This window comes from Pseudooceanicola profundi, from assembly GCF_050897955.1.
GTDB lineage: Bacteria > Pseudomonadota > Alphaproteobacteria > Rhodobacterales > Rhodobacteraceae > Pseudooceanicola.
This window is the reverse complement of sequence record NZ_JBPAXZ010000001.1, coordinates 440,826-467,633: the sequence shown is the minus strand read 5'-3', so window position 1 is coordinate 467,633 and position 26,808 is coordinate 440,826. Positions and strand designations below refer to the sequence as shown.

Sequence of the window (26,808 nt, the reverse complement as noted above, 5' to 3'; positions counted from 1 at the left end):
TGACAGAGGCCCCGTGGCAAATTGCTTCGGGGTCTCTATCATTTGCGCTACCCGTATTGAGGGCGTCACAGAAATAGTTTAACGTCAAACTATCTCGCCGGATGGAGGACAGGGACCATGGCCGCAACCTACGATTTTCTCGTGATCGGATCGGGTCCGGGCGGCTATGTCGCCGCCATCCGCGCCGCTCAGCTGGGGCTGAAGGCCTGCGTGATCGAACGCGAACACCTTGGCGGCATCTGTCTGAACTGGGGCTGCATCCCGACCAAGGCGCTGCTGCGCTCGGCCGAGGTCTTCCACCTGATGCACCGCGCCGCCGACTACGGGCTCAAAGCCGGGGATATCGGCTATGATCTGGACAAGGTCGTGCAGCGCTCCCGCGGGGTCGCCAAGCAGATGGAGGGCGGGGTCAAACACCTGCTCAAGAAGAATAAGGTCGACGTGGTGATGGGCGAGGGCAAGCTCGCCGGTAAGGGCAAGGTCACCGTCAAGACCGACAAGGGCACCGAAGAGATCTCTGCCAAGGCCATCGTCCTGGCCACCGGCGCCCGCGCCCGCGAACTGCCGGGGCTGGAGGCCGACGGCGATCTGGTCTGGACCTACAAGCACGCGCTGGCGCCCAAACGGATGCCGAAAAAACTGCTTGTCATCGGCTCCGGCGCCATCGGCATCGAATTTGCCAGCTTCTTCAACACACTGGGCTGCGACACCACGGTGGTGGAGGTCATGGACCGCGTTCTGCCGGTGGAGGATGCGGAGATCAGCGCCTTCGCCAAGAAGCAGTTCGAAAAGCAGGGCATGAAGATCATGGAGAAATCCATGGTCAAGCAGCTGGACCGCGCCAAAGGGAAAGTCACCGCCCATATCGAGGCCGGCGGCAAGGTCGAGAAGATGGAGTTCGACACCGTGATCTCTGCCGTGGGCATCGTCGGCAATGTCGAGGGGCTGGGGCTGGAAGAGGCCGGGATCAAGGTCGACCGCACCCATGTCGTGACCGATGAATATTGCCGCACCGGTGTCGAGGGCGTCTATGCCATCGGCGATATCGCCGGCGCCCCCTGGCTGGCGCACAAGGCTTCCCACGAAGGGGTCATGGTGGCGGAACTGGTCGCGGGCGGCCATCCGCATCCGATCAAGCCGGGCTCCATCGCGGGCTGCACCTATTGCCATCCGCAGGTGGCCAGCGTCGGCCTGACGGAGGCCAAGGCGAAAGAGCAGGGCTACAAGGTCAAGGTCGGTAAATTCCCCTTCATCGGCAATGGCAAGGCCGTGGCTCTGGGAGAGCAGGAAGGCCTGATCAAGACCGTCTTCGACGAAAAGACCGGGGAGCTTCTGGGCGCCCATATGGTCGGCGCCGAGGTGACGGAGCTGATCCAGGGCTATGTTGTCGGCCGCGCGCTGGAGACGACCGAAGAGGATCTGATGAACACCGTCTTCCCGCATCCGACCCTGTCGGAAATGCTGCACGAGGCGGTGCTGTCGGCCTACGGGCGCGCAATCCACATCTGATTGCAGACCGGGCGCTTTAGACCGGAACCCTATAGGAAACGTAAACATTTCTGCCGCGCCGGTATCTCCGGCGCGGTTAATTAATTCCGTCACAAAACTTTTTCAAAAGTGTCGCATGACGGTTTCCCCGCCCGGATAACTGGAACCTCGCTGCACGTCTCCGACTGTGCAGTCCAGACCTGTGACTGTTTTGACCGGCCCCTTCCGGGCCCGATCCAAGCGCATAGACAAACTAAATTTTCCGTGGGGGAATAAATGGTTACCACATATCAGAAGAAATCCATCGGGGTCGAGCTGGCCACGACGTTTGACAGCGGCGCCGGCGAAGGCGGGTCCGAGGTTGTCGCACATTTCGACGGCCGCCTCTACATCACCGATGGGGCAGAGGACCGGGTCAACGTGGTCGACGCGGCCACCGGAGAGCTGGTGTTCTCCATCGATCTGACCGTTGTGCCGGATTATGACGGGCTGAATTCCGTGACCGTCAGCGCCTCCGGCATTGCGGTCGCCATCGAACGTGACATCGACGATTTCGACAATGGTGTCGTGGCGCGCTTTTCCCTGGACGGCACCTATATTGACGCAATCGAGGTCGGCAATCTGCCCGACATGGTGACCTTTTCCAAAGACGGCACCATGATCTTTGTCGCCAACGAAGGCGAACCCGATGGCGGCACCGATCCGATGGGCTCCATCTCGATCATCGACGTCGCAACGGGCGTCGCGCAAACCTTTGATTTCACGCAATTCGACGCCATGGCCGAAGAGCTGGCAGAGGCCGGAGTGCGGATTTTCCCCGACAATATGCCCTCCACCGATTTCGAACCGGAATATATCGCAGAGGCCGACGGCAAGCTCTACGTGACGCTGCAGGAGGCCAACACGGTTGCCGTTTTCGACCTTGAAACCATGTCCTGGGAGGCGCTGCAGCCGCTGGGTCTGGCCGATCATTCGGTCGACGGCAACGGCATTGACCCGTCGGACCGCGACGACGCGATCGACATCCACACCGTGCCGGTCATGGGCATTCGGATGCCCGATGCAATCGCGGCCACGGAGATTGACGGTCAGGTCTATTACTTCACCGCGAACGAGGGCGACGACCGTGGTGATTTCGACGAAGGCGGCGATGCAGCCCGGGTCGGCGATATCCTGGATGGCGACGTGCCCGGCCTGTCCATCGACCCCTCTGTCGATACCACCGGGTTGGAACGGCTGACCGTCTCCATCATCGACGGCGACACCGATGGCGACGGCGACATCGACGTGCTGCACAGCTACAGCTCTCGCTCCTTCTCGATCTTTGACGCCGCGGGCAATCTCGTCTTCGACAGCGGCGATGATTTCGAACAGATCATCGCCTCTATCCGTCCGGCAAATGCGTTCAACAACGACGATTTCCCGAGCGATGACCTGGACGTCGTCGATGACGGCCGGTCCGACAACAAGGGCCCCGAAGCCGAGGCGATTGCCGTGGGCCAGGTTGGCGACCGCACTCTGGCGTTCATCGGGCTGGAGCGCGACTCGGGTATCATGATCTACGACGTGACCAACCCGAGCTATTCCACCTTCCTCGACTACATCGACGGGTCCGAATTCGGCAATGTCAGCCCCGAGGTAATCAGCTTTATCGCGCCCGAAGACAGCGCGACCGGGCTGGCGCAGATTGCCGTTGCCTACGAGATTTCGGGTACGACCTCGGTCTATGACCTCGAATTCGGCGCCCGTCTGGTTGGCGATGACACCTCCGAGGTCATCGACGGCACGCTGGGCGATGACAATATCAAGGGCAAGGGCGGCGACGATGTGATCGACGCCGGCGGCGGCAATGACGGTGTCAACGGCGGCATGGGTGCAGATTCGATCCTTGGCGGCGCCGGGGACGACACGATCTTTGGCGGCAATGGCGACGACACGATCGACGGCGGGCTGGGCGACGATCTGCTGGTCGGTCAGGCCGGCGCAGATGTCTTTGCCTTCGGCACCGGCGATGGCGACGACACCATCAAAGGCTTTGGCGCCACCGATACGATCGACCTGTCGGAAACCGGACTTTCCTTCGGCGATCTGGTGATCGACGAAACACCGGAAGGCGATGTCCTGGTCACCTACGGAACCGACAGCATTCTGGTCATGTTGACGGGGCAAAACGCCGTGCTGGACGAGCTGTCGTTCCAGTTCTGATCGACTGCGGCCCGGCCCCTCTGATCGGGGGCCGGGCATGTCACGGCTTCATCGGCACAGACTTGTCGCATAGGGTGGGCGGACCCGTTCTCCCTCCGAGGTGCAGATGCCGAGCTTGAACCGAATTGTCATGCGCCGCTCCAGTCGCCGCTGGATCAAAGCGCTGACCCCAAGCCGGCTGACCGTGGCCGAGATTTCCGGAAAATGGGGAGAATCCTTTTCTTTCCGCAGCTACGAGATCTTCCGGTATCCCGAATATGACATATGCGCCGGTCCGTTCCTCGATGAGGCCGGCCAGCCGCGCAAATTCGATCTCATTCTGGCCGACCAGGTCTGGGAACATCTCGACAGGCCCTATAGCGCCATTCGTAACGTATTGAAAATGCTGCGGAAGGGCGGTCATTTCTACATAGCCACACCGTTTTTCATCCCCTACCACGGCGCGCCGATCGATTGTTCGCGCTGGTCGGCGCGGGGCATGACCAATCTGCTGATCGAAGGCGGATTTGCCCCGGATGCGATCCGTGCCGAACAATGGGGCAATCGGGCCGCCGCCCTGCGGAATCTGGAGACCCCCTGGCCGCCCGAATACCGCGACGGCGAGGATGATCTGGAAAATGACCCGCTTTTTCCCATGGTGACCTGGGCCCTGGCACAAAAGACCTGACCCGGCGTCGTGCACAGCCGATATCCCGCGCCAGCCACCGCGCCGCCCGTTCCGCAGGCGGCCGGCGGCCGAGGCTCCTGAAAAGTCAGGAGCCTGGCGGAAGTTCTCTTAATGTTCTCATTTTCCACTTGGAACTATGGCGGACGTAAACTATTTCTTGAGCATTCATTGCCGGGGGGCACATGGCCGAGCTTAAGAACATCGAGGTGCGCGGCGCGCGCGAACATAACCTCAAGAATATCGACGTCGATATTCCGCGTAACGAACTGGTTGTTATCACGGGGCTTTCCGGATCCGGGAAGTCTTCGCTCGCCTTTGACACGATCTATGCCGAGGGCCAGCGCCGCTATGTCGAGTCGCTTTCGGCCTATGCGCGGCAGTTCCTCGACATGATGGAAAAGCCGGATGTGGACCATATCTCCGGCCTCTCCCCCGCGATTTCCATCGAACAGAAGACGACGTCGAAGAACCCCCGCTCGACCGTCGGCACGGTGACGGAGATCTACGACTACCTGCGCCTGCTCTTCGCCCGCGTCGGCACGCCCTATTCCCCCGCCACCGGCCAGCCCATCGAGGCGCAACAGGTGCAGGACATGGTCGACCGCGTCATGGGCATGGAGGAGGGCACGCGCGGCTATCTCCTCGCCCCGATCATCCGCGACCGGAAGGGTGAATATAAGAAGGAATTTCAAGAGCTTCGCAAGCAGGGCTTCCAGCGTGTAAAGGTCGACGGCGCCTTTTACGAATTGGACGAGCCGCCGACGCTCGACAAGAAATTCCGCCATGATATCGACGTGGTGGTCGACCGGATTGTGGTCCGTGAAGGGATGGAGACGCGGCTGGCCGACAGTTTCCGCACCGCGCTGGATCTGGCCGATGGCATCGCGATCCTCGAAACCGCCCCGCGGGACGATGAAGGGGAGGCCGAACGCTTCACCTTCTCCGAAAAATTCGCCTGCCCGGTCAGCGGATTTACCATTCCGGAGATCGAGCCGCGCCTCTTCTCCTTCAACGCCCCCTTCGGCGCCTGCCCGGATTGCGGCGGCCTTGGGGTTGAGCTGTTCTTCGATGAAAGACTGGTCGTTCCGGATGCCACGCTCAAGATCGCCGATGGCGCGCTGGCACCCTGGCGCAAAGGGAAAAGCCCCTATTTCCTTCAGACAATCGAAGCCATCGCCAAGCATTACGATTTCGACAAGAAGGCCCGCTGGAAGGACCTTCCGGCCCATGTGCAGCAGGTCTTCCTCTACGGCTCGGGCGATGAAGAAATTCCGTTCCGCTACGATGAAGGTGGCCGCGTCTATCAGGTTGAACGCACCTTTGAAGGTGTTATCCCGAATATGGAACGCCGCTACCGCGAGACCGACAGCACCTGGGTCCGCGAGGAATTCGAGCAATACCAGAACAACCGCCACTGCGGCACCTGCGACGGCTACCGGCTGAAGCAGGAGGCGCTGGCGGTCAAGATCGGCTCTGCCAAGGAACAGACGCTGATGCATATCGGCCAGGTCGTGCAGATGTCGATCCGGGAGGCCTATGACTGGTGTCAGACCGTCCCCGACAACCTGACCGCGCAGCGCAACGAGATCGCCCGCGCCATCCTCAAGGAAATCCGCGAAAGGCTTGGGTTCCTGAACAACGTCGGCCTTGAATACCTGACCCTGTCGCGCAATTCCGGGACCCTGTCGGGCGGGGAGAGCCAGCGGATCCGGTTGGCATCGCAGATCGGGTCCGGCCTGACCGGCGTACTCTACGTGCTGGATGAGCCCTCCATCGGGTTGCACCAGCGCGACAATGGCCGCCTGCTGACCACGCTGAAGAACCTGCGCGATCAGGGCAATACGGTGATCGTCGTCGAACACGACGAAGAGGCGATCCGCGAGGCCGACTATGTCTTCGACATCGGCCCCGGTGCGGGCGTGCATGGCGGCAGCGTTGTCTCTCACGGCACGCCTGCCCAGGTCACGGCGGACGAGAATTCCCTGACCGGCCAGTACCTTGCCGGCACGCGGGAGATTGCGGTGCCGAAAACCCGCCGCAAGGGCAACAAGAAGAAACTGACCGTGGTCAAGGCCGTGGGCAACAACCTCAAGGAGGTGACGGCCGATTTCCCGCTGGGCACCTTCCTCTGTGTCACCGGCGTCTCGGGCGGCGGCAAATCGACCCTGACAATCGAGACGCTGTTCAAGACCGCCTCCATGCGGCTGAACGGCGCCCGCCAGACGCCCGCCCCCTGCGAGACGATCAAGGGGCTGGAACATCTGGACAAGGTCATCGATATCGACCAGCGCCCCATCGGGCGCACGCCGCGGTCGAACCCCGCCACCTATACCGGCGCCTTCACCCCGATCCGCGACTGGTTCGCCGGTCTGCCGGAGGCCAAGGCGCGCGGCTACAAGGCCGGGCGGTTCTCCTTCAACGTGAAGGGCGGGCGGTGTGAGGCCTGCCAGGGTGACGGCGTCATCAAGATCGAGATGCACTTCCTGCCCGACGTCTATGTCACCTGCGAGACCTGCCACGGCGCCCGCTACAACCGCGAGACGCTGGAGATCAGGTTCAAGGGCAAGTCCATCGCCGACGTGCTGGACATGACGGTGGAAGATGCGCAGGAGTTTTTCGCCGCCGTCCCGTCGATCCGCGAAAAGATGGATGCGCTGGTCCGTGTGGGCCTCGGCTATATCAAGGTTGGCCAGCAGGCGACGACGCTTTCCGGCGGGGAGGCGCAGCGGGTCAAACTGTCCAAGGAGCTGGCAAAACGGTCCACTGGCCGCACGCTCTATATCCTCGACGAGCCGACCACCGGCCTGCATTTCGAGGACGTGCGCAAGCTATTGGAAGTGCTGCATGAACTGGTCGATCAGGGCAATTCGGTCGTGGTGATCGAACACAATCTCGACGTTATCAAAACGGCCGACTGGCTGATCGACATCGGACCTGAGGGCGGCGATGGCGGCGGCACCGTTGTGGCCACCGGCACGCCCGAAGACGTCGCCAAGGTCGAGGCCAGCCATACCGGCCGATATCTGATCCCGATGCTGAATGCGGGCAAGGTCGCGGCGGAATAGGCCGGTCATGCTCCCGACGGGGAGTCAGTAACGCGACAGATGCGGGTTCATATGGTCCAGCACCTGACGGGACTGCATATCCGCGCGGTAGATCTGCTGACCGGATTTGAAATAGGTCCAGCCGCCATGCGGCAGCGGCAACCCGTAGCGCAGCGGATTGATCAGGATCATGACCTCTGCCGGCAGAACGTCGCCGGGGATAAACAGGTTTTCTTCCGGGATCGGTCGGGTCCGCGCCTTTTTGAAACGGCCCTGAGACATGCGGTTCGCAATGGCCTGAGGAGAGTTTCGTGTCGCTGTCACGAAGCGCGCCCCGATATTGGAACGGGTCCCCGATGCCGAACCGGCTGGGGCGGTATTCAGACATCGGACCGTTGTGTCATCGGGATCGCAGGCCGCCATTGCCACCCCGCCCGGAAGGGCGAGGACCAAAGCGAGAATGGCTGGTCGATACATCTGTGCCCCCTGACAGCGACCTGCGGAGTTTGCCCGCCAAAGGGTTTCGGAAAAACCCCCTGGCCGGAAACAGTCAGTTCAGGATAGCAGAAACCGCCCCCAGCAGCGCAAGAACTTCTCTGGTCTCGCGATCGACTTGGTACACGTTGCCGTCGATGCGGTAATAAACGCCATAGGGGTCCAGCCCGTAATACCCGGGATCGCGCACCAGAACATACCGGTCGCCAAAATAATCGGGGTTCAGATATTCGCCGACATGAACAACATAATCCCGGTCGTCATGCTGCTTCTTGGCCAGTCCCAGCGGCACGCAGGCCGGAGATTTCTTTGCCAGTCCGGGCGGGCAATTGGTCGCGTACCGCGGGGCGGATTGTTGCTGTACCTCGCGGTGCACCTGTTTGTGGACCTTTTTGCCATTGCCGTGACCATTGCCATGTCCCTTGCCGGGATTGGCCATGGCTGTGACGGGCAGGGCGATGGCGACGGCCATCGTTGTCATCATAAGACGTTTCATCGCGTCCTCCTTTCGTGCGGTGCCCGGCATGGGCCGATACCGCTGGATCGTGAGGACAATGCCCGCCTCAGGCCACGGGTTCCCCGGCGGAGGCAGATTGCCGCCGCCGGGGGATTTCCTGTCACTGGCTGGTGGCGACGGCAAAGGCCGTGATCAGGCCAAGCGCCGCGACAATCGCGCCGGTCTGGTCATCGACTCTGACCAGCTGGTCACCATGACGGGCATAGTGCTGGCCCTGCGGGGCAGGGGGCACATGCTGACGATGGTCATCGCGACTGTCATGGCGGGCTTCAGGCCGGTGCATCTGCTGCTGCGGCTTGCGCGGGGCGTCATCCCCCCGCGCTATGGCGGCGGGGGCGGCAAGCCCAAGCATCAGCGTGGCGGCGAGGGCAGTTGTCAGCGTTTTACGGAACATGAGGGGTCTCCTGTCTGGGTCTGTCCTTGTCCAACGCGGCAGCCGGGCACATCCGTCGCGCCCGGCTCTCACATCCGCGCGAGCCGCTCAACCGCGCCCGCGTTTCTCGAACCGCGGCAGCATGGCGGAGAAGTCGCGCCCCGCGCCGTCCTCCTCCTCCACGAAGCGGGCATAGAGCGCGGCCGCTGCCGCGCCCATGGGCGTATCGGCATCCGCTGCCTCTGCCGCCTGCTGCGACAGGCGCAGGTCCTTCAGCATCAGATCGGCGGCAAAGCCGGGCTTGTAACCATTGTCCGCAGGGCTGGAGGGGCCAACCCCCGGCGCCGGGCAATAGGCATTCATCGTCCAGGAATAGCCGGAGGAGGTAGAGACGACATCGAACATCGCCTGCCGGTCGAGCCCCAGCTTGTCCGCCAGCGCAAAAGCCTCGCAGGTGGCGATCATCGTCACGCCGAGGATCATGTTGTTGCAGATCTTGGCCGCCTGACCATTGCCCGACGGCCCGCAATGCACCGCCTTCTGCCCCATGATGTCAAAGAGCGGCTTGGCCTTGCCGAATGCCTCCTCCGATCCGCCCACCATGAAGGTCAGCGTGCCACCCTGCGCCCCGCCGATCCCGCCGGAGACGGGCGCATCCAGCGCCAGCTTGCCATCCGCCACGGCCGCCTCGGCCACGGCGCGGGCGCTGTCCACATCAACCGTGGAACAGTCGAGGAAGACACAGTCCGGTGCCATCGCCGGCACGATCTCCTCGGCCACGGCGCGCAGGATCGCGCCATTGGGCAGCATGGTGATGACCACGTCCCGGCCCGCGGCGGCCTCCGCCCCCGATCCGGCCATGGTGACGCCGTCGACCGACACGCCCGCCGTGTCGAAGCCCGTCACCGCATGCCCCGCCTTGGCCAGATTGGCCGCCATCGGCCCGCCCATATTGCCGAGACCAATAAATCCGATCTTCATGTCAGTCCTCCTCGAATGTCAGCTCGTCACGGCCCAGCGGGGCCAGCATCGCCTCCGCCTCCTCCCGCGTGACCTCTCCGGGCTGGTGCTTCCAGCGCGGGCTGCGGTCCTTGTCGATAAGCTGCGCCCGCACGCCCTCCAGGAAATCCCCGTGCTCGATCGCGCGCGACGTGCCGCGGAACTCCTCCTGCAGGGCCACGCGGATATCGGTCGTATCCGCCAGCCGTTCCAGCAGCAGCAGCGTGGTGGCCATGGCGATGGGAGAATTCCTCCGAATGGCCTTCAGGGCCGTCTGCGCCAGCTCCTCCGGATCGGCCTCCAGCTTGGCCATGATCTGCGCCACATCGCCCTTGAACAGGTGGTCGATCACATCCTGCCCGACTAGGATATCGGGTGGCGGCGCTTCCAGAACCCGGTCGGTCAGGTGCTTCAAAATGCCATGCAGTTCAAGGTCTTCGATCACGCCCGCCCAGTCCTCGCGCGGCAGGTAATGGTCGGCAAACCCGGCATGGATTGCCTCTCCCGGCCCCATCCGCGCCGCAGTCAGCCCGAAATAGGCGCCCAGCCGTCCCGGCGCCCGCGCCAGCAGCATGGAGCCCCCCACATCCGGGATCAGACCGATGCCGCATTCCGGCATGGCGATGCGCGTGCTGTCCTCGACCACCCGATGCGAGGCATGGCACCCGATACCGACCCCGCCGCCCATGACAAACCCCTGCATAAAGCTGACCACGGGCTTCGGAAAATGCGCCAGCCGCGCGTTCATCCGGTATTCGTCGCGCCAGAACCGGCGGGCATAGCCAAAATCGCCCTCCAGCCCGTGCCGGTAGAGCTCGGCCACATCGCCACCGGCGCAGAAGGCCTTGTCGCCCTCCGCATCGATGATCACCAGCGCCACATGATCGTCCGCGGCCCAGTCCTTCAGCGCCGCATCCATCGCCATGCACATGTCATAGCTCAGCGCATTCAGGGCCTTGGCCCGGGTCAGGGTGATGCGGCCCGCGCGCCCCGCGCGGCGGATATGGATATCGCTCATGCCGCCACCATCTGGCGCGCCACGATCAGGCGCATGATCTCGTTCGTGCCTTCGAGGATCTCATGCACCCGCAGGTCGCGCACCAGCTTCTCGATCCCGTAATCGGCCAGATAGCCGTAGCCGCCATGCAGCTGCAGGCAGTCGTTGACGACCTTCGATCCGGTCTCCGTCACGAACTTCTTCGCCATGGCGCAGAACTTGGTGGCATCGGGCGCCCCCCGGTCCAGCTTCCAGGCGGCCTGTCGCAGGAAGGTGCGCGCCGCCTGCAGTTCGATCTCCATATCGGCCAGCCGGAACTGCAGCGCCTGGAACTGGTTGATCGGCTGACCAAAGGCCTTCCGCTCCGCCATGTAGCGCAGCGTGGCGTCCAGCCCGGCCTGCGCCGCGCCCAGCGAACAGGCGGCGATGTTCAACCGGCCGCCATCCAGCCCTTTCATCGCATATGTGAATCCCTGACCTTCGTCACCCACGAGATTCCCGGTCGGAATATCGCAATTGTCGAACTGGACCTGCCGCGTCGGCTGGCTCTGCCAGCCCATCTTGGCCTCCAGCCCGCCGAAACTCAGCCCCTCCCGGCCGTCCTCCACATAGACGGTGGAGATGCCCTTGGGCCCTGCATCGCCTGACCGCACCATGACCACATAGGCATCCGAATAGCCGCCGCCGGAGATGAAGGCCTTGGTGCCGTTCAGCCGGTAGCCCTCATTTGTCCGCTCCGCTCGCGTCTTGAGCGCAGCGGCGTCAGAGCCGGAGCCGGGCTCCGTCAGGCAGTAGGAGAGCACGGTTTTCATCGCCACGACATCCGGCAGCACCCGATCCCGCAGCTCCGGCGCGGCAAAGGCGTCGATCATCCGGGCGCACATATTGTGGATCGACAGGAAAGCCGCGACGGAAGGGCAGGCCATCGACAAGGCCTCAAACACCAGCGTCGCGTCGAGCCGTCCAAGCCCCGCGCCGCCGTTCTCCTCCGACACATAGAGCCCGCCAAAGCCAAGCTCTCCGATCTCGGGCCAGAGCTCTTTCGGGATCGTCCCGGCCTTCTCCCAGTCGCGCGCAAAGGGCGCGATCCGGTCCTGACCAAAGGCATAGGCCATGTCGAAAATGGCCTGCTGTTCCTCGCTCAATGCAAAATCCATCACGTCTCCTCCACGGTGAATGAATTATCGAATTTCAGATTTGGCGGCGAGAGATAGCCAGGCCGCGATCAGCGCGCGGCCTGCAATAGTTCTTCGACGGAGGCTTCCGGCTGACCCAGAAGGTCAAGCGCGCGCGATTCCTCCGCCTGGATTATCGGCACAACCGCATGCACATTCCCCCAGGACCGGACGAACATCTTGGCATATTCCATCGCAATGTCCGTCGGGGCCCAATAGACACATAAGGTCTGCGTGCGGCTGCGGGCCAGACGTCCCGATTTCTGCGCCTGCAGTATGATGAACTCGGCATAGTTCTTTTCGAACCCGATCACCTTGCTCATGTCAGCCAGCTGTTTCTGACCGGCCCGATAGTCCGGATGCGCGACATATCTGTCTGTCGCGCTCCGCAGTTCGGCCACCGTCACAAACCCTGACATGCGTACGACCGTCAGGCCGCGTCGGGGTAGAATGTCGAATTCGACTGCCAAATGAGTTCAGTCCATTGGTTTGAAATTAAATTCTCCTCCCTCCTTGATGCCAGACGGCCAGCGGGATGTCACTGTTTTCGTGCGTGTATAGAACTTGAACGCATCGGGACCGTGCTGATTGAGGTCACCAAAGACCGATTTCTTCCAGCCACCGAAGGTGTGATAGGCCAGCGGCACCGGGATCGGCACGTTGATCCCCACCATGCCGATATTGATCCGGCTGGCGAAATCGCGGGCCGTGTCGCCGTCGCGGGTAAAGATCGCGGTGCCATTGCCATATTCATGGTCCATGGCCAGGCCGATCGCCTCCTCGTAGCTCTGCGCGCGAACGGTCGACAGGACGGGGCCGAAGATCTCCGTCTTGTAGATGTCCATGTCCTTGGTCACGCGGTCAAACAGGTGCGGACCGACAAAGAACCCGTCCTCATAGCCCTGCAGTTTGAAATCGCGCCCGTCGACAACCAGCTCCGCGCCCTGGTCGATGCCGGTCTGGACCAGCCGCAGGATGTTCTGCTGTGCCGCCTTGGTGACAACTGGGCCGTAATCCACATCCTTGCCGGCGGTGTAGGGGCCGACCTTCAGCTTCTCGATCCGGGGAACCAGCTTTTCGATCAGCCGGTCGGCGGTTTCCTCGCCCACCGGCACAGCGACAGAGATCGCCATGCAGCGTTCGCCCGCCGCGCCATAACCCGCGCCGATCAGCGCGTCGGCCGCCTGATCCATATCGGCATCCGGCATGATGATCATGTGGTTCTTGGCACCGCCGAAACACTGCACCCGCTTGCCGTTGGAACAGCCGCGACCGTAGATGTATTCCGCGATCGGGGTGGAGCCGACAAAGCCGATCGACTGGATCACCGGGTTGTCGAGGATCGCATCCACCGATTCCTTGTCGCCGTTGACGACCTGCAGGATGCCCTTAGGCAGACCGGCCTCTTCCATCAGTTCGGCCAGCATCAGCGGAACCGAGGGATCACGCTCCGACGGTTTCAGGATGAAGGCGTTGCCGCAGACGATGGCGGGCGCGAACATCCACATCGGGATCATGGCGGGGAAGTTGAAGGGGGTGATGCCTGCGGTGACTCCAAGCGCCTGACGCATGGAATACATGTCGATGCCCGGGCCCGCCGCATCGGTGAATTCACCCTTCAGCATCTGCGGCGCGCCGATGCAGTATTCGACCACTTCCAGACCGCGCTGAACGTCGCCCGCCGCATCCGGCAGGGTCTTGCCATGTTCGCGGCTCAGCGCTTCGGCCAGCTTGTCCATGTCGCGGTTCAGCAGGTCGACGAATTTCATCATCACGCGGGCGCGGCGCTGCGGGTTGACCGCGGCCCAGGCCACCTGCGCCTTTGCGGCGATCTCAACCGCGTGGTCCAGCTCTGCCACAGAGGCCAGCGGCACCTTGGCCTGAACTTCGCCGGTGGCGGGGTTCATGACATCGGCAAAGCGGCCCGAGGTGCCCTTGACGTGTTCACCGTTGATGTAATGGGTCAGTTCTTGCATGGGATCCTCCATTCTTTGGCCGCACCATAGGCTTGCGATTTTGTATGAAAAAGGGGAAATACGGCAAAGGTATTTTGCATTTTTGCAAGGCGGAGGGGCGCATGCACTGGGACGACCTGCGTATTTTCCTGGCCGTCGCACGGGATGAGAGCCTCTCGGCGGCGGGGCGCAGATTGCGCATCGACCCGGCGACAGTATCCCGCCGGATTGCGCGGCTGGAGGAAAACATCGGCGCCGCACTTTTTGCCAAATCCCAGCAGGGCTATGCGCTGACCGATGCCGGGCAGCGCCTGATGGACCATGCCATCCGCGCCGAACAGGCCGTCACGGCAGCGGGGGAGGAGATCGCGGGGCAGGCGGGCCGCCTGTCGGGTCAGATCCGCATCGGCGCGCCGGATGGGGTGGCGAATTTCCTGCTGCCTCAGGTCTGTGCCGCCATTGTCGATGACAACCCGGACCTTGAGGTCCAGATCGTCGCGCTGCCCCGGCTCTTCAACCTGTCGCGGCGCGAAACGGACATGGCCGTCACCGTCTCCGCGCCCACGGCGGGGCGGCTGATGGTGCAGCGGGTCAGCGACTACCGGCTGCATCTCGCCGCCTCTGCCGCCTATCTGGCGGCCCATGCTCCCATCAGCGATCTGCAGGATCTGACCGGTCACCGCATGGTCGGCTACATCCCCGATATGATCTTCGACAAGGAGCTGGACTATCTGGGCGAGCTTGGCGTCAGCCGCGTACCCCTGGCGTCAAACTCGGTCACCGTGCAGCTCAACTGGCTGCGGCAGGGCGGGGGGCTGGGCATCGTGCATGACTTCGCTTTGCCCTCCGCGCCGGAGCTGCGCCGCATCCTGACCGACCGCTTCAGCCTGACCCGCAGCTTCTATCTGGTCCGCCATGCCGATGACACGCGGCTGGAACGCATGAACCGTTTCGCAGCACTTTTGAGCGAAGGTATCCGGCAGGAAGTTGCGCGGCTGGAGGGGCGGCTTGACAAAATGTCGCACCTCTAGGACCATTTACCAAAGATCAGCCAAAGGAGGAGTGGCCATGATCGTCCAGCAAATTCTCAAGGCCAAGGGCGCCGAAGGCGTCGTGACGGCAACCCCTGACATGAGTGTGACGGATGTCGCCGGCCTGCTGACCCAGAACCGGATCGGCGGCGTGGTCGTGTCGGCCAGCGGTGACACGGCTGATGGCATCCTGTCGGAACGCGACATCGTGCGCGCCCTGTCCACCCGTGGCCCGTCCATCCTGAACGACCGCGCCGATGCGCTGATGACCAAATCGCCGGTCTGCTGCACCCGCGCCGATACCGCCGACGAGGTGCTGCGCCGCATGACCGACGGCCGGTTCCGCCATATGCCCGTTGTCGAAGACGGTGTGCTGATCGGCATCGTCACCATCGGCGACGTGGTCAAGGCGCGGCTCAGCCAGCTCTCGATGGAACGCGACGCTCTGGAAGGCATGGTCGCCGGCCACTGACCCATCGGTCAGAAGGGCGCGCAGTCCGGAAATAACATCCGGGCACCCCTTGCAATCCATGACGCAATAATGTTGCGTGCGCAGAAGCCCCGTGACTGCGAGGAGAGAGCATGCGCATCGGCCTTTATCCCGGCACCTTCGATCCGATCACCCTCGGGCATGTCGACATCATCCGGCGTGCGACCTCGCTGGTCGACCGGCTGGTCATCGGCGTCGCCATCAACCGCGACAAGGGCCCGCTCTTCTCTCTGGAAGAACGCGTGGCGATGATCGAGGATGAATGCGCGGAATTATCAGCGGCAACGGGGACAGAGATTGTCGCCCATCCTTTCGAGAACCTGCTGATCCATTGTGCCCGCGACGTTGGCGCGTCGCTGATTGTGCGTGGCCTGCGTGCGGTCGCGGATTTTGAATACGAATATCAGATGGTTGGCATGAACCGCTCGCTCGACAGCTCGGTCGAGACGGTCTTCCTCATGGCCGATGCCAAACATCAGGCGATCGCGTCGAAACTCGTGAAAGAGATTGCGCGCCTCGACGGCGATGTCCGAAAATTCGTGCCACCGCGTGTTAACGGTAAACTTCTGGCGAAGCTCGGGAAACCAGCCGGCGGCCCTTGAACGCCTCTGCCGCCCGGGCCACGAATTCCACGCAGATATCCGGCTGGGTCACCGGCAGCATATGCCCGCCGGGTGTCAGTTCCAGGCCAATCTGCGGATGCCGGTTCACCAGCTTGTGCCCGTGCAGCTCCGGGTCGAGAACGCGGTCATTCTGGCCAAACAGAATACGCACAGGAACCTGCAGTCGTGCGTAATCCCGCGCCATTCCCGGCAGATCGTCCTGAACGGTCGCAAAATCGCGACTGGCCTGGATCATGGCCGAGGGCCGCAGCGACAGCAACCCGCCGCCGGTCGTCAGAAAGTTTGACGGCATCTGCTCCGGGCCAAAAAACTGTTTCAGAACAACGCCGGAATGCTTGACCCGATGCGGGATGCCGGTTGTCCATGACCGCAGCTTGCGACGGAAATCCGTGTCGCTTTCATAGTCGCTGAAGACATCCGGAACCTCTGGAATAGGCAGGGTCAGCGGTGCCAGCAAAGCCAGTCCGCAGATCAGGTCAGGCTTTTCCAACGCCAGGGCCAGCGCAATCGACCCGCCCATGGAATGACCGACAAGCAGCGGGCTTTCCAGTTCCAGCACCTCGATGGCTTCGGCCAGCAGACGCGCCTGGGCCCGGACATTCGTCGCAGTACCGGCAGGTCTTTCCGAATAGCCCGACCCGGGCCGGTCAATGGCGACCACGCGATGATTGCGGGCCAGCTCGTCGATCAGCCCGCAATCGAAATGCCCGAGATTGCCGTCCAGCGTATGGACCAGCACGATGGCAGGCCCGGTGCCGCAGTCCAGATAATGCAACCGGCCGGTCGAAATCTGCACAAATGCACCACGCGGCGGCACCGCCGCCTCGGCCCGCCGGCCAGCCCGCCAGCTCCGGTACACCAAGGCGCCCGCCACGGCGGCGCCAAGGATGACAAGAAGAAGGATCAGAGTTGAAATGTTGATCATGAGGCGGGTCGACCCGGTAGACTTCCGATTAGCGCCAAAAGGCGAGCCATTCTACAAGGCTCGCGAATTTCCGCGAAAGAAACAAACTATTGGCGCCGTCAAGCCGCAGCCAGTCATAGCCCAGCAGCGCCAGAATGATCAGCGCAAGCGCGATGGCAATCTTGTTTGTCATCGGTCCCCCGCCACGCCTCAATACCTCTCGCTATGGACCAGGAAACGCCCGGGAATCAACCCTGTTCAGCGTGATGCCATCAAAGCTGCCCCATCAGCGCTGCGACGTCGCCCATCCGGTTGGAAAAGCCCCATTCGTTGTCGTACCAGGTCAGCACCCGCACGAACCGGCCTTCCATGACCCGGGTCTGGTCCAGCGCAAAGGTCGACGAAGCCGGCGCATGGTTCAGATCGGTCGAAACAAGCGGTTCATCGGTCACATCCAGAATGCCCTTCATCGGCCCCTCGGCAGCTGCGACGATGGCGGCGTTGATCTCTTCGACCGTGGTGTCGCGGCCGGCATCGAAGGTCAGATCGACACAGGACACATTGGGTGTCGGCACCCGGATCGACGACCCGTCCAGCTTGCCCTTCAGCTCCGGCAGGACAAGTCCGACCGCCTTGGCCGCCCCCGTGGTCGTGGGGATCATCGACAGGCCGGCTGCCCGCGCCCGGTAGAGGTCCTTATGCCCGGTATCCAGCACCGGCTGATCCCCGGTATAAGCATGCACCGTCGTCATGAAGCCGCGCGTGATCCCGACCGTGTCATTCAGCACCTTCGCCACCGGCGCCAGGCAGTTTGTGGTGCAGGAGGCATTGGAAACCACCCGGTCCTCCGGGCTGAGGCTGTGATGGTTGACACCCATCACCACCGTCCGGTCGACGTCTTCGCCGGGGGCAGAGATCAGAACCCGCCCCACACCCGCTTCAAGATAGGGCTTCACCGCATCGCGGCTTCGGAAAATGCCGGTGCATTCCAGCACGACGTCGATACCAGCCCAGTCGAGCTTGCCCGGCTCCCGTTCCGCCGTGACGCGGATCGGCCCGGCCCCCGGATCGATCCAGTCCGCCCCTTCGGTCACCGTGCCGGGAAAGCGCCCGTGCACCGAGTCGTAGCGCAGCAGATGCGCATTGGTTTGCACATCGTAGAGGTCATTGATCGCCACGACCTCCACATCCTTGCGGCCCGATTCCACGATTGCACGCAGAATATTACGGCCGATACGTCCAAAACCATTAATGGCCAGAGTGACAGTCATGGGACCCTCCCTGCAGAAAGCGCAGACGCGCTGTTAGCGTTAACATGCGAGGGACACTATCAGCCTAGCATCGGGAGGCCAAGCGGAGGCCGTGAATTGTCCGGACATCCCACGCCAGGCCGGCAGACCCATCCTCCCGCCAAGCCCCGCGCCATCGCCGCCCCGACACACTATTGTGAGCGCAAGTGTCGCCCGGACCCGTTGATTAACCGTCAAGATCGGCAACAATCCGGCCATGAGCCCAATTCCAACCGCCAAATCCCGCCGCCGTTTCCTTGCCACCGGTGCGGCCTGCGCGCTGCTGCCCGCCGCCCTGCATGCTCAGGGCGCCGATCCCTTTGCTGCAGTGGCCGATCGTGCCCGCAGCCTTGACCAGCTCCACACCATCCTCATCCGACAGAACGGTGCGGATGTATTTGGCCTCACGCCGCGCGGCCCGGCCCCTGACCGGCCCGTCAATGTCAAATCCGTCTCCAAAAGCATCATCGCCATCCTTGCCGGCTGTGCCCTCGACCGCGCGGAAATCCCCGCGCTCGATGCCACACTGGGCGAGCTGGCGCCCGGATTGATCCCGGCCGGAGCGGACCCGCGCGTGGCCGGTATCACCACCGCAGATCTGCTGACGCTGCGCGCCGGCCTCGCCCGGACCTCCGGCCCGAATTATGGCAGCTGGATCGCAAGCCCCGATTGGGTCGCAGACGCGCTGTCACGAGAGATGATCGCAGAGCCGGGGAGCCGCATGCTCTATTCCACCGGCACAACCCATGTCCTTGGCGCGCTTCTGGCCGAACGGGCGGGCGAGAGCCTGCTCAGCCTCGCCCGGACCCGCCTCGGCGACCCGCTTGGCGTCGCAATCCCGCCCTGGACGCGCGACCCGCAGGGCCGCTTCATGGGCGGCAATGAAATGGCGCTGAGCCCCCGGGCGCTAATCCGGATCGGCGAGATGATGCGACAGAACGGGACTTACGAGGGCACGCGCCTCCTGTCGGCCTCCTATGTCGCGGCCTCCTTCCAGCCCCGCACCCGCTCGCCCTTCTCGGGCCTCGCTTACGGCTACGGCTGGTTCCTGGGCGGGCAGGGCGCCACGCGCTATGCGCTGGCCCGCGGCTACGGCGGCCAGATCATCGCCATTCTCCCCGGCCTTCGGGCGACCGTCGTCATCACCTCCGACCCGACCCGGCCCGCCCGGTCCCAGGGCTATTTTGGTGACCTCATGCAGCTCCTCGAAGGCCCCGTCACCGCAGCCCTCACGGCATGAAAAAGGGGCCAGACCCGGCCCCTTCATCTTTCCGAAAATACTCCGGGGGACGCCCGGAGGGCGGAGGGCAGCGCCCCCGCTCCCTCAGCCAATCAGACCAGACGGCCCATGGCTGCGGCCACATCCGCCATCCGGCAGGAAAAGCCCCATTCATTGTCATACCAGGACAAAACGCGCACCAGACGCTTGCCGGTCACTTTCGTTTGGTCGGGGGCAAAGATCGACGACTGCTCGGTATGGGTAAAGTCGATCGAGACTTTCGGCTCCGGATCATAGCCCATCACCGCGCCCATATGGCCCGCGACGGCCTCGCGCACGACCTCGTTCACATCGTCCTCAGTCACGTCCTTCTTGGCGATGAAGGTCAGGTCCACGCAGGAGACATTGGGCGTCGGCACCCGGATGGCCGATCCGTCCAGCTTGCCCTTCAGCCCGGGCAGAACCTCGCCCAGGGCCTTGGCGGCACCGGTGGAGGTCGGGATCATCGACATGGCCGCAGCCCGCGCGCGGTAAAGGTCCTTGTGGCGGCGGTCCAGCGTTGGCTGGTCGCCGGTGTAGGAATGGATCGTGGTCATGATGCCCGACTCGATCCCGATGCCTTCGTCCAGAACCTTGGCCAGCGGCGCCAGGCAGTTGGTGGTGCAGGACCCGTTGGAGATCATCACATCCTCGGCCACCAGATCGCGGTGGTTCACGCCAAAGACAACCGTCTTCTGCACGTTCTTCGCGGGGGCAGAGATCAGCACCTTCTTCGCGCCGCGCTCAAGGTGAACCTTGGCCTTCTCGCCATCGTTGAACTTGCCGGTGCATTCCAGAACGATGTCGCAGCCGGACCAGTCAAGCTCGGCAGGGTCATAGGTCGAAAAGACCTCCATCGGGCCGCGGCCGATATCCATCGTATTGCCGGCCACCTTGACCTCGCCGCCGAACCGGCCGTGCACACTATCGTATTTCAGCAGGTGGGCATTGGTCTCGATCGGGCCGGTGGCGTTCAGTTTGACAACCTGCACGTCGTTGCGGGCCTTTTCGGCGATATGGGCCAGCGTGCTGCGGCCGATGCGGCCAAATCCGTTGATGCCGAGCGTGACGGTCATGGGATGTCTCCTGATCTGAAGTCGGCCGATCTATAGCCGCTGTTGCCCAGAAGATTAAGGCATAAACCTGTTTTTTGCCAATGTGTTAGCGATAACTTGTCGGGCTTTCCCGGTGGTGGCGCTAACCCCTCGCAACGGTTCGCGCTAACACGCTGCGGTCATCTCCGGATCGCGGACGATGCGCCGTCACGGCGCAGAATCACTTTCCGGCTGTACCGGCGCGCCGTGCCATCATTCGCCCGTGATCCCGCCCCAGTCCTGCACCAGCCGCCGCGCCGCCGCAAAACGGTCGTGCAGGGGCCGCGCCGCGGGGTCCGGCACCAGATGCGCGGCTGCGTCGGGCAGGACCAGATCGCCACCCATGGCGCGCGCCGCCAGCCGTGCCGCGCCAAAACCCGTCAGCTCCGGCACCGCGCTGACCTGCACCTCCCGCCCGGTGACATCGGCCAGCAGCTGGCAGAACCAGCGGTTGGCGGTCATCCCGCCGTCGACCCTCAGCACGCCCGGCGCGGCGGACATGGCGGCCAGCACCTCCGCGCTGCGATAGGCGATCCCTTCCAGCATGGCGCGCATCATCTCCGCTGGGGTGGTGTCGAGCGTCAGCCCCAGCCAGGCCCCGCGCGCCGCCCGGTCCCAATGCGGGCAGGCCAGCCCCGCCAAGGCCGGAACAAAGACTAGCCCGCGTTCCAGCGCCGAGGGGCCGCCGAACCCGCCGATCTCTGCGAAATCGTCGAAAAGGCCCAGCCCACGGCCCCAGTTCACCGCAGCCGAGGCCGTATGTATGCCGCCATCCAGCGCATAGATCACAGGCCCGCCCGCCTCCTGCCAGGCGACAGTCGGCAGCGGACCCTCGGCCTGTGGTACTTCCGTCCCGCAGAGCGCGAAGGCAAAGGCGCCGGTCCCGAAGGTGATCTTGACCTCCCCCGCCTTTGCCAGCCCATGCCCGAAACAGGCCGCCTGCTGATCGACGATGGCGGCGCGCAGCGGCAGCCCCTCCAGCGCCCCCAGATCGCCCGAACAGGCGGTGATCTCCGGCAGGCTCTCCACCGGCAGACCGTAGAGCGCGCAGACCTCCCGGTCCCAGACCCCGCGCGCCAGATCCATCAGCCCCGTGCGGGAGGCGGTCGCGATATCGGTGGCAAACCCGGCACCAAGCGCATCGCGGAAATAGGCATCCGTCGTGCCCAGCCGCAGCTGCCCCCGGTCCATGGCCCGCCGCACCTCCAGCACATGTTCCGTGATCCAGCGCAGCTTCGGGGCGGAGAAATAGGGCTCCACCGGCAGACCCGTCCGCGCCCGGATCAGCGCGCCATGGGCGGCGTCCATCTCCCGGCAGGCGGCGGCTGTGCGTCCGTCCTGCCAGACCAGCACCGGCGACAGCGGTTCCTTCGTGACCGCGTCCCAGGCGAGGCAGCTTTCGCCCTGATTGGCCAACGCAACCACCTCTGCCCCCGCCAGACGCCCGGCCGCCAGCGCGGCCCGCAGATGGGACAACAGCTCTGCCGGGTCATGTTCCACCATATCGGCCCCGGGGTAGATCTGGCGGTGCTGGGCGGCGAAGACCTCTCGCCCCTTGCCCCCCGCATCATAAAGGATCGCGGTGGTCGAGGTGGTGCTCTGATCGATCGACAGGACGCCCATGCTCAGCTCCGGGGCAGGGGCCGCAGCACCCGCCGTTCCGGACGGGCGGACAAATGCCCGTCCTGCCCCGCTACGACCAGCGGCCCGGAATAATCCCGCGTCACCCGCAGCTGCAGATCGGGCAGGGCGGGGGCGCTGCTGCCCGGGGCCAGCCGCTGCGGCAGGGTATAGCGCAACACACCCGCGCCGCCGGTCGTGACTGCCACAGGGCGGCCCATATCCTCTGGCAGGTCCCCAGCCAGCCCCGCCGCCACGGCCTCTGCCACGCGGTGCCCCTCCCGCCAGCACCAGCCCGCCGTCTCGATCCCGCGCAGGAGGTTGCCACAGGCGAAATAGGCCGGGTCGGAGGTTCTGGCATATTGATCCACCTCCGGCCCCAGCGTGGCCGGGTCCAGCGCCAGATGGCTGTCGCGGATCAGCGCATTTTCGGGCCGGAACCCGCCCGTCACGATCAGCCCGTCGCAGGCGATCTCCTCCGTCCCGCCCGAATGGCGCAGGGTCACGCCGGTGACACGGTCGCGGCCATGCACCGCCACCACCTCCGTCCCCAGCCGCAGGGGAATGGCCAGCACGCGCGGCAACAGACCGGCAGGCCAGCGCGCAACCACCCGGGCGCCGGGCTCCACCATCGCCACGGGGCGTATCCCCGCCTGACGACAGGTCAGCAGGGCAGAGAAGGAGACAAGCTCCGTCCCCAGCACCATGGGCCGCTCAAAGGGCCGCTGCCTGTTCAGATGCACCAGCCCCTGCAGCGCGCCGGTATTGATGACGCCGCCCGGCTTCGTCCCGCCGATCAGCCGCGCCGCGCGGGTGCTTTCGCGCGCGCCCATCGCCAGTACCACGGCCCGCGCCGAGACCGTCTGCAGACCGGAGGGCAGGGCGATCTCCACCACCCCGCCGGGCATCAGCCGCGTCACCGTCGCCATGACATGGACCTGAACGCCCGCCGCCTCCGCCGCCGCGACATTGGCGCGGGCATAGGCGGGGCCGAACATTACACGGCGATATTCCCGCATCCCGTAGGGCGAATGGGCGCAATGCCGGGGGATGCCACCCGCGACCGGCTCCCGCTCCAGCACATGCACGCGGTCCACCCCCAGCTCCCGCAGCCGCCGCGCCGCCGAAAGGCCCGCCGGGCCGCTGCCAATCACCAGAACGTCCACCGTCTCTGGTAGCATCAGGAGGCCCCCCGGAAGACGCGGCCGAGCTCTGCCGAACAATAGAACCCCTGACAGCGCCCCATCGTCACCCGCGTCCGCCGCTTCAGCCCCGCCAGCGTCGCGGGGGCGAGTGGCCCCGCCATCGCCGCAGCAACCTCCCGCCGGGTGACGCGTTCGCAATGGCACAGGATCCCGTCATTGCCCGGCGCCTGCCAGTCGCGGGCCTCTTCCTCGGCCAGCATCGGCATCTGCGGCACCACCGGATCGGTCAGGGCCGCCCATCCGCCCGCCGCCAGCCCTGCCACATGCGCCGCCGTCCCGAGCGCCGAACTCAGCCCGGTAGAGCGGATCGCGCCCACAGTGATATACCCCTGATCCGACCGCGCCGAGATCTGGTAGCCCTTGTGCTCACAGGCGGGCCGCAGCCCGGCATAGACGGTCGTGATCTCTTGCGTGGCGAGGCCCGGCAGGATCTCCGCCCCCTTGGCCTTCAGCATCTCCAGCGTTTCGGGGACCAGATCGGCGGTTGAGCGGTCCGCCTGATCCTCTGCCGTGGGGCCGACCAGAAGATTGCCCCAGATCGTGCGGCAGACGACGATCCCCTTGGTCTTGTCGCTGGGCACGGGCAGCAGGATATGCCGCGCCAGCCGCGCCGCCGCCTTGTCATAGACAACGAACTGGCCCTTGCGCGGTCGGATGTTAAACGCGCTCTCCCCGACCAGCATCCGGTCCACCAGATCGCCGTAATTCCCCGCCGCATTGATGACGAGCCCGGCGGCGACCGGACCGGAGATCGTCTCCAGCCGCCAGACCCCGTCATATGTGCCGCCCGTTACCTCCGCCCCGCGCCGCAGCTCCGCCCCGTTGAGGAGCGCCTGCAACAGGTAGCCATGCGGGGCGGACCAGGGATCGATCAGCGCCTCCCGCGGGACCCGGAAGGCAGCCCTGAGATGCGGCGCCAGCCCCGGCTCCAGCGCCAGGGCCTGCGTCCGCGTCAGCATCTCCAGATCGTCGACGCCATTGGCGCGGCCCTGTGCCACCAGTTCCGGCAGCTTTGCCTCCTGCGCGCTGTCCCAGGCCAGCACCAGCGCCCCGCAACGGTCGAGCGGCAGGTTCATGGCCGCCCGGATCTCCTCATACTCGCGATGTCCGGCCTGAATGCAGTCGAGCTCCAGCGACCCGGTCGGCGCATCGAACCCGGTATGCAGGATGGCGGAATTGGCCTTCGACGCGCCATCCAGCACCTCTGCCGCCTTCTCCAGCACCACCACACGGGCGCCGTCCAGCGTAAAGCGCCGGGCAATCGCGCAGCCGATCACGCCCGCGCCGATCACCGCCACGTCATAGGGGCTCTCTGTCGTCTTTCCGCTCAATCCTATGCCTCCGTTGCCTCTTTTCTGCGCAGCCGCTCCGGCAAGGTCAAAATTATTCGCACACATACGGCTGAGCGTCACCGCCGGAGTTGACCGTCCGATCAAAAATACGCCGGTCTGGGCACAGGCCCCAAAAGAGGGCGAAGACCAAGACCAGGGGGCCCCATGCCGTCAGTGCTGAAAAGCTACATCCGGATCATCGACCGGATCTCGGACTACGTGGGCGTCATCGCCATGTACCTGATCTTTCTGATGGTCGGCGTGCTGCTGCTGGATGCCATCACCCGCAACGTCATCGACATCCCCCTGCACTGGTGCATCGAGGCGGCGCAGTTCACCCTCGCGGCCTATTATTTCATGGGCGGGGCCAAGACCATGAAGGACGGCGACCACGTCCGCATGGACCTGCTTTATGAAAAGCTGCCCGAACGCGGCAAGATCATCACCGATCTGGTGACGATCCTGTGCATGCTCTTCTACCTCGGCGTGCTGCTCTGGGGCTCTGTCTCCTCGCTCGAATATGCGATCCAGACGGGGGAGCGCCGCTTCTCCATGTGGAACCCCTCCATGATCCCGATCAAGGCGCTGATGGTGGGCTGCATCGTGCTGATGATCCTGCAGACTTTTTCGGAAATCCTCAAACATGTCGCGGACCTGCGCGGGGAGCCGATCTGATGTCCTATGAGATGATCGCCATCACCATGTTCGCCACCATGATGGTGCTGCTGCTGACCGGGCAGCGCGTCTTTGCCGCCATCGGCTTTGTCGCCTCCATCATGGTGCTGGCGCTTTACGGGCCGGGCGGAATCGAGATCCCGTTCTCCGCCGCGTTCAAGCTCTTCAACTGGTTCCCGATGCTGACGCTGCCCCTGTTTATCTACATGGGCTACGTGCTGTCAGAGGCCGGGATCGCCGAAGACCTCTACAAGATGCTGCATGTCTGGTTCGGCCGTGTCGGCGGCGGGCTGGCCATCGGCACGATCTTCCTGATGGTCATCATCTCCGCCATGAACGGGCTGTCGGTCGCCGGTATGGCCATCGGCGCCACCATTGCCCTGCCAGAGATGCTGCGGCGGGGATACGACAAGGTGCTGATCACCGGGGTGGTGCAGGGCGGGTCGTCGCTCGGTATCCTCGTGCCACCCTCCGTCGTCATGGTCCTTTACGGCATGATCGCGCGCCAGCCGGTGTCGCAGCTCTGGCTGGCGGGGGTGATCCCGGGCCTGATGATGGCCACGATGTTCGTCATCTACGTGGTCATCCGGGCGAAGCTGAACCCGGCGCTCGCCCCCGTCGTCTCCGACGAGGAGCTGAATATGCCACTGCGGGAGAAGCTGAAGCTCCTGCGCGCGGGCATCATCCCCTTCCTGATCTTCTTCGCCATGACCGGGCTCTTCATCATGGGGATCACCTCCCTCGTCGAAAGCTCCGCCGTGGGGGCCACTGCGGCCACGCTGGCGGCCATCGCCAAGCGCCGCTTCACGCTGAAGATGATGCACGACACGGCGCGCAAGACGCTGGGCGTGTCGTGCATGTTCCTCTGGCTGATCCTTGCGGCGCTGGCCTTCGGCGCGGTCTTCGACGGCATAGGCGCGGTCCGCGCGATCGAGAACCTGTTTATCAACCGCTGGGAGCTGACGCCCTGGCAGGTCATCATCATGATGCAGGTCAGCTTTATCGTTATGGGCATGTTCCTCGACGACACCGCCATGCTGGTGATCGTCGCGCCGCTCTATATCCCGCTGGTCAAGATGCTGGACCTCGGCATCGACAATCAGCTGATCTGGTTCGGCGTGCTCTACACGATGACCTGCCAGATCGCCTATATCACCCCGCCCTTCGGCTATAACCTCTTCCTCATGCGCGCCATGGCGCCGAAAGAGATCACCCTGCCGGACATCTATCGCTCCATCTGGCCCTTCGTGGCGATGATGGCGCTGACCATCGCGCTGGTGATGGTCTTCCCCCAGATCGCGCTCTGGCTGCCCGCAGCCGTCCGATAACCAAAGCAAAAAAGACCCAACAGAGAGAGGACATGACCATGACCA

Annotated in this window: 25 protein-coding genes; 10 read left to right on the top strand and 15 right to left on the bottom strand. The window is 64.0% G+C overall.

Features of this window, described 5'->3' with window-relative positions:
* The first annotated feature begins 117 nt into the window (after positions 1 to 117).
* The 4 genes from lpdA to uvrA all read left to right on the top strand — a co-directional run bounded on the left by lpdA (position 118) and on the right by uvrA (position 7,425).
* On the top strand, positions 118 to 1,509 hold the full coding sequence (lpdA, locus tag ACRARG_RS02260) for a dihydrolipoyl dehydrogenase (protein ID WP_432688351.1): 1,392 nt from the start codon (positions 118 to 120) through the stop codon (positions 1,507 to 1,509).
* A 255-nt stretch (positions 1,510 to 1,764) separates the two neighbouring features.
* Complete coding sequence (locus ACRARG_RS02255; protein ID WP_432688350.1) at positions 1,765 to 3,693, top strand: choice-of-anchor I family protein; 1,929 nt, start codon at positions 1,765 to 1,767, stop codon at positions 3,691 to 3,693.
* Positions 3,694 to 3,823: 130 nt separating this feature from the next.
* On the top strand, positions 3,824 to 4,360 hold the full coding sequence (locus tag ACRARG_RS02250) for a class I SAM-dependent methyltransferase (RefSeq protein WP_432688349.1): 537 nt from the start codon (positions 3,824 to 3,826) through the stop codon (positions 4,358 to 4,360).
* Positions 4,361 to 4,542: 182 nt separating this feature from the next.
* Positions 4,543 to 7,425, top strand: coding sequence for an excinuclease ABC subunit UvrA (gene uvrA, locus ACRARG_RS02245; RefSeq protein ID WP_432688348.1), 2,883 nt, complete (start codon positions 4,543 to 4,545; stop codon positions 7,423 to 7,425).
* 24 nt (positions 7,426 to 7,449) lie between these two features.
* Here uvrA and ACRARG_RS02240 read toward each other — a convergent pair whose 3' ends face one another.
* The 8 genes from ACRARG_RS02240 to ACRARG_RS02205 all read right to left on the bottom strand — a co-directional run bounded on the left by ACRARG_RS02240 (position 7,450) and on the right by ACRARG_RS02205 (position 13,936).
* A complete protein-coding gene (locus tag ACRARG_RS02240) occupies positions 7,450 to 7,728 on the bottom strand; it encodes a hypothetical protein (RefSeq protein ID WP_432688347.1) in 279 nt (92 codons plus the stop codon).
* 226 nt (positions 7,729 to 7,954) lie between these two features.
* A complete protein-coding gene (locus ACRARG_RS02235) occupies positions 7,955 to 8,395 on the bottom strand; it encodes a hypothetical protein (protein ID WP_432688346.1) in 441 nt (146 codons plus the stop codon).
* Between the two features lie 121 nt (positions 8,396 to 8,516).
* Entirely contained in the window at positions 8,517 to 8,810 is a 294-nt protein-coding gene (locus tag ACRARG_RS02230) for an RcnB family protein (protein WP_432688345.1), read from the bottom strand.
* An 87-nt stretch (positions 8,811 to 8,897) separates the two neighbouring features.
* A complete protein-coding gene (gene mmsB / locus ACRARG_RS02225; protein WP_432688344.1) occupies positions 8,898 to 9,770 on the bottom strand; it encodes a 3-hydroxyisobutyrate dehydrogenase in 873 nt (290 codons plus the stop codon).
* A 1-nt stretch (position 9,771) separates the two neighbouring features.
* Positions 9,772 to 10,806 (bottom strand): enoyl-CoA hydratase/isomerase family protein, encoded by a 1,035-nt coding sequence (locus ACRARG_RS02220; RefSeq protein ID WP_432688343.1) that lies wholly within the window; start codon positions 10,804 to 10,806, stop codon positions 9,772 to 9,774.
* Positions 10,803 to 11,942: an acyl-CoA dehydrogenase family protein gene (locus ACRARG_RS02215; protein WP_432688342.1), complete on the bottom strand. Its 1,140-nt coding sequence runs from the start codon at positions 11,940 to 11,942 to the stop codon at positions 10,803 to 10,805. The genes ACRARG_RS02220 and ACRARG_RS02215 overlap by 4 nt, the downstream gene beginning before the upstream one ends.
* A 68-nt stretch (positions 11,943 to 12,010) precedes the next feature.
* The gene (locus ACRARG_RS02210) at positions 12,011 to 12,379 is read right to left on the bottom strand and encodes a hypothetical protein (protein ID WP_432688341.1); all 369 of its coding nucleotides are present in this window, start codon (positions 12,377 to 12,379) and stop codon (positions 12,011 to 12,013) included.
* A gap of 57 nt (positions 12,380 to 12,436) precedes the next feature.
* Positions 12,437 to 13,936, bottom strand: a complete 1,500-nt coding sequence (locus ACRARG_RS02205; protein WP_432688340.1) for a CoA-acylating methylmalonate-semialdehyde dehydrogenase — start codon at positions 13,934 to 13,936, stop codon at positions 12,437 to 12,439.
* Positions 13,937 to 14,037: 101 nt separating this feature from the next.
* Here ACRARG_RS02205 and ACRARG_RS02200 point away from each other — a divergent pair, with 101 nt between their 5' ends.
* The 3 genes from ACRARG_RS02200 to coaD all read left to right on the top strand — a co-directional run bounded on the left by ACRARG_RS02200 (position 14,038) and on the right by coaD (position 16,038).
* Positions 14,038 to 14,946: a LysR family transcriptional regulator gene (locus ACRARG_RS02200; RefSeq protein WP_432688339.1), complete on the top strand. Its 909-nt coding sequence runs from the start codon at positions 14,038 to 14,040 to the stop codon at positions 14,944 to 14,946.
* Between the two features lie 37 nt (positions 14,947 to 14,983).
* Positions 14,984 to 15,418, top strand: a complete 435-nt coding sequence (locus ACRARG_RS02195; protein ID WP_432688338.1) for a CBS domain-containing protein — start codon at positions 14,984 to 14,986, stop codon at positions 15,416 to 15,418.
* Between the two features lie 110 nt (positions 15,419 to 15,528).
* Complete coding sequence (gene coaD, locus ACRARG_RS02190; protein WP_432688337.1) at positions 15,529 to 16,038, top strand: pantetheine-phosphate adenylyltransferase; 510 nt, start codon at positions 15,529 to 15,531, stop codon at positions 16,036 to 16,038.
* Here coaD and ACRARG_RS02185 read toward each other — a convergent pair.
* From ACRARG_RS02185 to gap (ACRARG_RS02175), 3 genes are all read right to left on the bottom strand, one after another.
* On the bottom strand, positions 15,989 to 16,984 hold the full coding sequence (locus ACRARG_RS02185; protein WP_432688336.1) for an alpha/beta fold hydrolase: 996 nt from the start codon (positions 16,982 to 16,984) through the stop codon (positions 15,989 to 15,991). The genes coaD and ACRARG_RS02185 overlap by 50 nt on opposite strands.
* Positions 16,985 to 17,012: 28 nt before the next feature.
* Entirely contained in the window at positions 17,013 to 17,156 is a 144-nt protein-coding gene (locus ACRARG_RS02180) for a hypothetical protein (protein WP_432688335.1), read from the bottom strand.
* A 79-nt stretch (positions 17,157 to 17,235) separates the two neighbouring features.
* Entirely contained in the window at positions 17,236 to 18,234 is a 999-nt protein-coding gene (gene gap, locus ACRARG_RS02175; RefSeq protein WP_432688334.1) for a type I glyceraldehyde-3-phosphate dehydrogenase, read from the bottom strand.
* Positions 18,235 to 18,469: 235 nt separating this feature from the next.
* Between gap (ACRARG_RS02175) and ACRARG_RS02170 the strand changes: the two genes are divergently transcribed.
* Positions 18,470 to 19,492: a serine hydrolase domain-containing protein gene (locus ACRARG_RS02170; protein WP_432688333.1), complete on the top strand. Its 1,023-nt coding sequence runs from the start codon at positions 18,470 to 18,472 to the stop codon at positions 19,490 to 19,492.
* Between the two features lie 92 nt (positions 19,493 to 19,584).
* Here ACRARG_RS02170 and gap (ACRARG_RS02165) read toward each other — a convergent pair whose 3' ends face one another.
* The 4 genes from gap (ACRARG_RS02165) to ACRARG_RS02150 form a co-directional block, all read right to left on the bottom strand.
* Positions 19,585 to 20,586 (bottom strand): type I glyceraldehyde-3-phosphate dehydrogenase, encoded by a 1,002-nt coding sequence (gene gap, locus ACRARG_RS02165; protein ID WP_432688332.1) that lies wholly within the window; start codon positions 20,584 to 20,586, stop codon positions 19,585 to 19,587.
* Positions 20,587 to 20,817: 231 nt separating this feature from the next.
* A complete protein-coding gene (locus ACRARG_RS02160) occupies positions 20,818 to 22,227 on the bottom strand; it encodes an FGGY family carbohydrate kinase (RefSeq protein ID WP_432688331.1) in 1,410 nt (469 codons plus the stop codon).
* A gap of 2 nt (positions 22,228 to 22,229) precedes the next feature.
* A complete protein-coding gene (locus tag ACRARG_RS02155; RefSeq protein WP_432688330.1) occupies positions 22,230 to 23,405 on the bottom strand; it encodes an NAD(P)/FAD-dependent oxidoreductase in 1,176 nt (391 codons plus the stop codon).
* Positions 23,405 to 24,760 carry an NAD(P)/FAD-dependent oxidoreductase gene (locus ACRARG_RS02150; protein WP_432688329.1) on the bottom strand — a complete coding sequence of 452 codons (1,356 nt, stop codon included), beginning with the start codon at positions 24,758 to 24,760 and terminating at the stop codon, positions 23,405 to 23,407. The genes ACRARG_RS02155 and ACRARG_RS02150 overlap by 1 nt, the downstream gene beginning before the upstream one ends.
* 165 nt (positions 24,761 to 24,925) lie before the next feature.
* Here ACRARG_RS02150 and ACRARG_RS02145 point away from each other — a divergent pair, with 165 nt between their 5' ends.
* Together ACRARG_RS02145 and ACRARG_RS02140 are read left to right on the top strand one after the other, a co-directional pair.
* Positions 24,926 to 25,435, top strand: coding sequence for a TRAP transporter small permease subunit (locus tag ACRARG_RS02145; RefSeq protein WP_432688328.1), 510 nt, complete (start codon positions 24,926 to 24,928; stop codon positions 25,433 to 25,435).
* Positions 25,435 to 26,763 carry a TRAP transporter large permease gene (locus ACRARG_RS02140; RefSeq protein ID WP_432688327.1) on the top strand — a complete coding sequence of 443 codons (1,329 nt, stop codon included), beginning with the start codon at positions 25,435 to 25,437 and terminating at the stop codon, positions 26,761 to 26,763. Before ACRARG_RS02145 ends, ACRARG_RS02140 begins: the two co-directional genes overlap by 1 nt.
* The last annotated feature ends 45 nt before the right edge of the window (positions 26,764 to 26,808 follow it).

Coding starts and splice junctions, on each gene's coding strand:
- lpdA (WP_432688351.1), top strand. CDS start 118: ATGGCCGCAACCTACGATTTTCTCGTGATCGGATCGGGTCCGGGCGGC.
- ACRARG_RS02255 (WP_432688350.1), top strand. CDS start 1,765: ATGGTTACCACATATCAGAAGAAATCCATCGGGGTCGAGCTGGCCACG.
- ACRARG_RS02250 (WP_432688349.1), top strand. CDS start 3,824: ATGCGCCGCTCCAGTCGCCGCTGGATCAAAGCGCTGACCCCAAGCCGG.
- uvrA (WP_432688348.1), top strand. CDS start 4,543: ATGGCCGAGCTTAAGAACATCGAGGTGCGCGGCGCGCGCGAACATAAC.
- ACRARG_RS02235 (WP_432688346.1), bottom strand. CDS start 8,395: ATGAAACGTCTTATGATGACAACGATGGCCGTCGCCATCGCCCTGCCC.
- ACRARG_RS02230 (WP_432688345.1), bottom strand. CDS start 8,810: ATGTTCCGTAAAACGCTGACAACTGCCCTCGCCGCCACGCTGATGCTT.
- mmsB (WP_432688344.1), bottom strand. CDS start 9,770: ATGAAGATCGGATTTATTGGTCTCGGCAATATGGGCGGGCCGATGGCG.
- ACRARG_RS02220 (WP_432688343.1), bottom strand. CDS start 10,806: ATGAGCGATATCCATATCCGCCGCGCGGGGCGCGCGGGCCGCATCACC.
- ACRARG_RS02215 (WP_432688342.1), bottom strand. CDS start 11,942: ATGGATTTTGCATTGAGCGAGGAACAGCAGGCCATTTTCGACATGGCC.
- ACRARG_RS02210 (WP_432688341.1), bottom strand. CDS start 12,379: ATGTCAGGGTTTGTGACGGTGGCCGAACTGCGGAGCGCGACAGACAGA.
- ACRARG_RS02205 (WP_432688340.1), bottom strand. CDS start 13,936: ATGCAAGAACTGACCCATTACATCAACGGTGAACACGTCAAGGGCACC.
- ACRARG_RS02200 (WP_432688339.1), top strand. CDS start 14,038: ATGCACTGGGACGACCTGCGTATTTTCCTGGCCGTCGCACGGGATGAG.
- ACRARG_RS02195 (WP_432688338.1), top strand. CDS start 14,984: ATGATCGTCCAGCAAATTCTCAAGGCCAAGGGCGCCGAAGGCGTCGTG.
- coaD (WP_432688337.1), top strand. CDS start 15,529: ATGCGCATCGGCCTTTATCCCGGCACCTTCGATCCGATCACCCTCGGG.
- ACRARG_RS02185 (WP_432688336.1), bottom strand. CDS start 16,984: ATGATCAACATTTCAACTCTGATCCTTCTTCTTGTCATCCTTGGCGCC.
- ACRARG_RS02180 (WP_432688335.1), bottom strand. CDS start 17,156: ATGACAAACAAGATTGCCATCGCGCTTGCGCTGATCATTCTGGCGCTG.
- gap (WP_432688334.1), bottom strand. CDS start 18,234: ATGACTGTCACTCTGGCCATTAATGGTTTTGGACGTATCGGCCGTAAT.
- ACRARG_RS02170 (WP_432688333.1), top strand. CDS start 18,470: ATGAGCCCAATTCCAACCGCCAAATCCCGCCGCCGTTTCCTTGCCACC.
- gap (WP_432688332.1), bottom strand. CDS start 20,586: ATGACCGTCACGCTCGGCATCAACGGATTTGGCCGCATCGGCCGCAGC.
- ACRARG_RS02160 (WP_432688331.1), bottom strand. CDS start 22,227: ATGGGCGTCCTGTCGATCGATCAGAGCACCACCTCGACCACCGCGATC.
- ACRARG_RS02155 (WP_432688330.1), bottom strand. CDS start 23,405: ATGCTACCAGAGACGGTGGACGTTCTGGTGATTGGCAGCGGCCCGGCG.
- ACRARG_RS02145 (WP_432688328.1), top strand. CDS start 24,926: ATGCCGTCAGTGCTGAAAAGCTACATCCGGATCATCGACCGGATCTCG.
- ACRARG_RS02140 (WP_432688327.1), top strand. CDS start 25,435: ATGTCCTATGAGATGATCGCCATCACCATGTTCGCCACCATGATGGTG.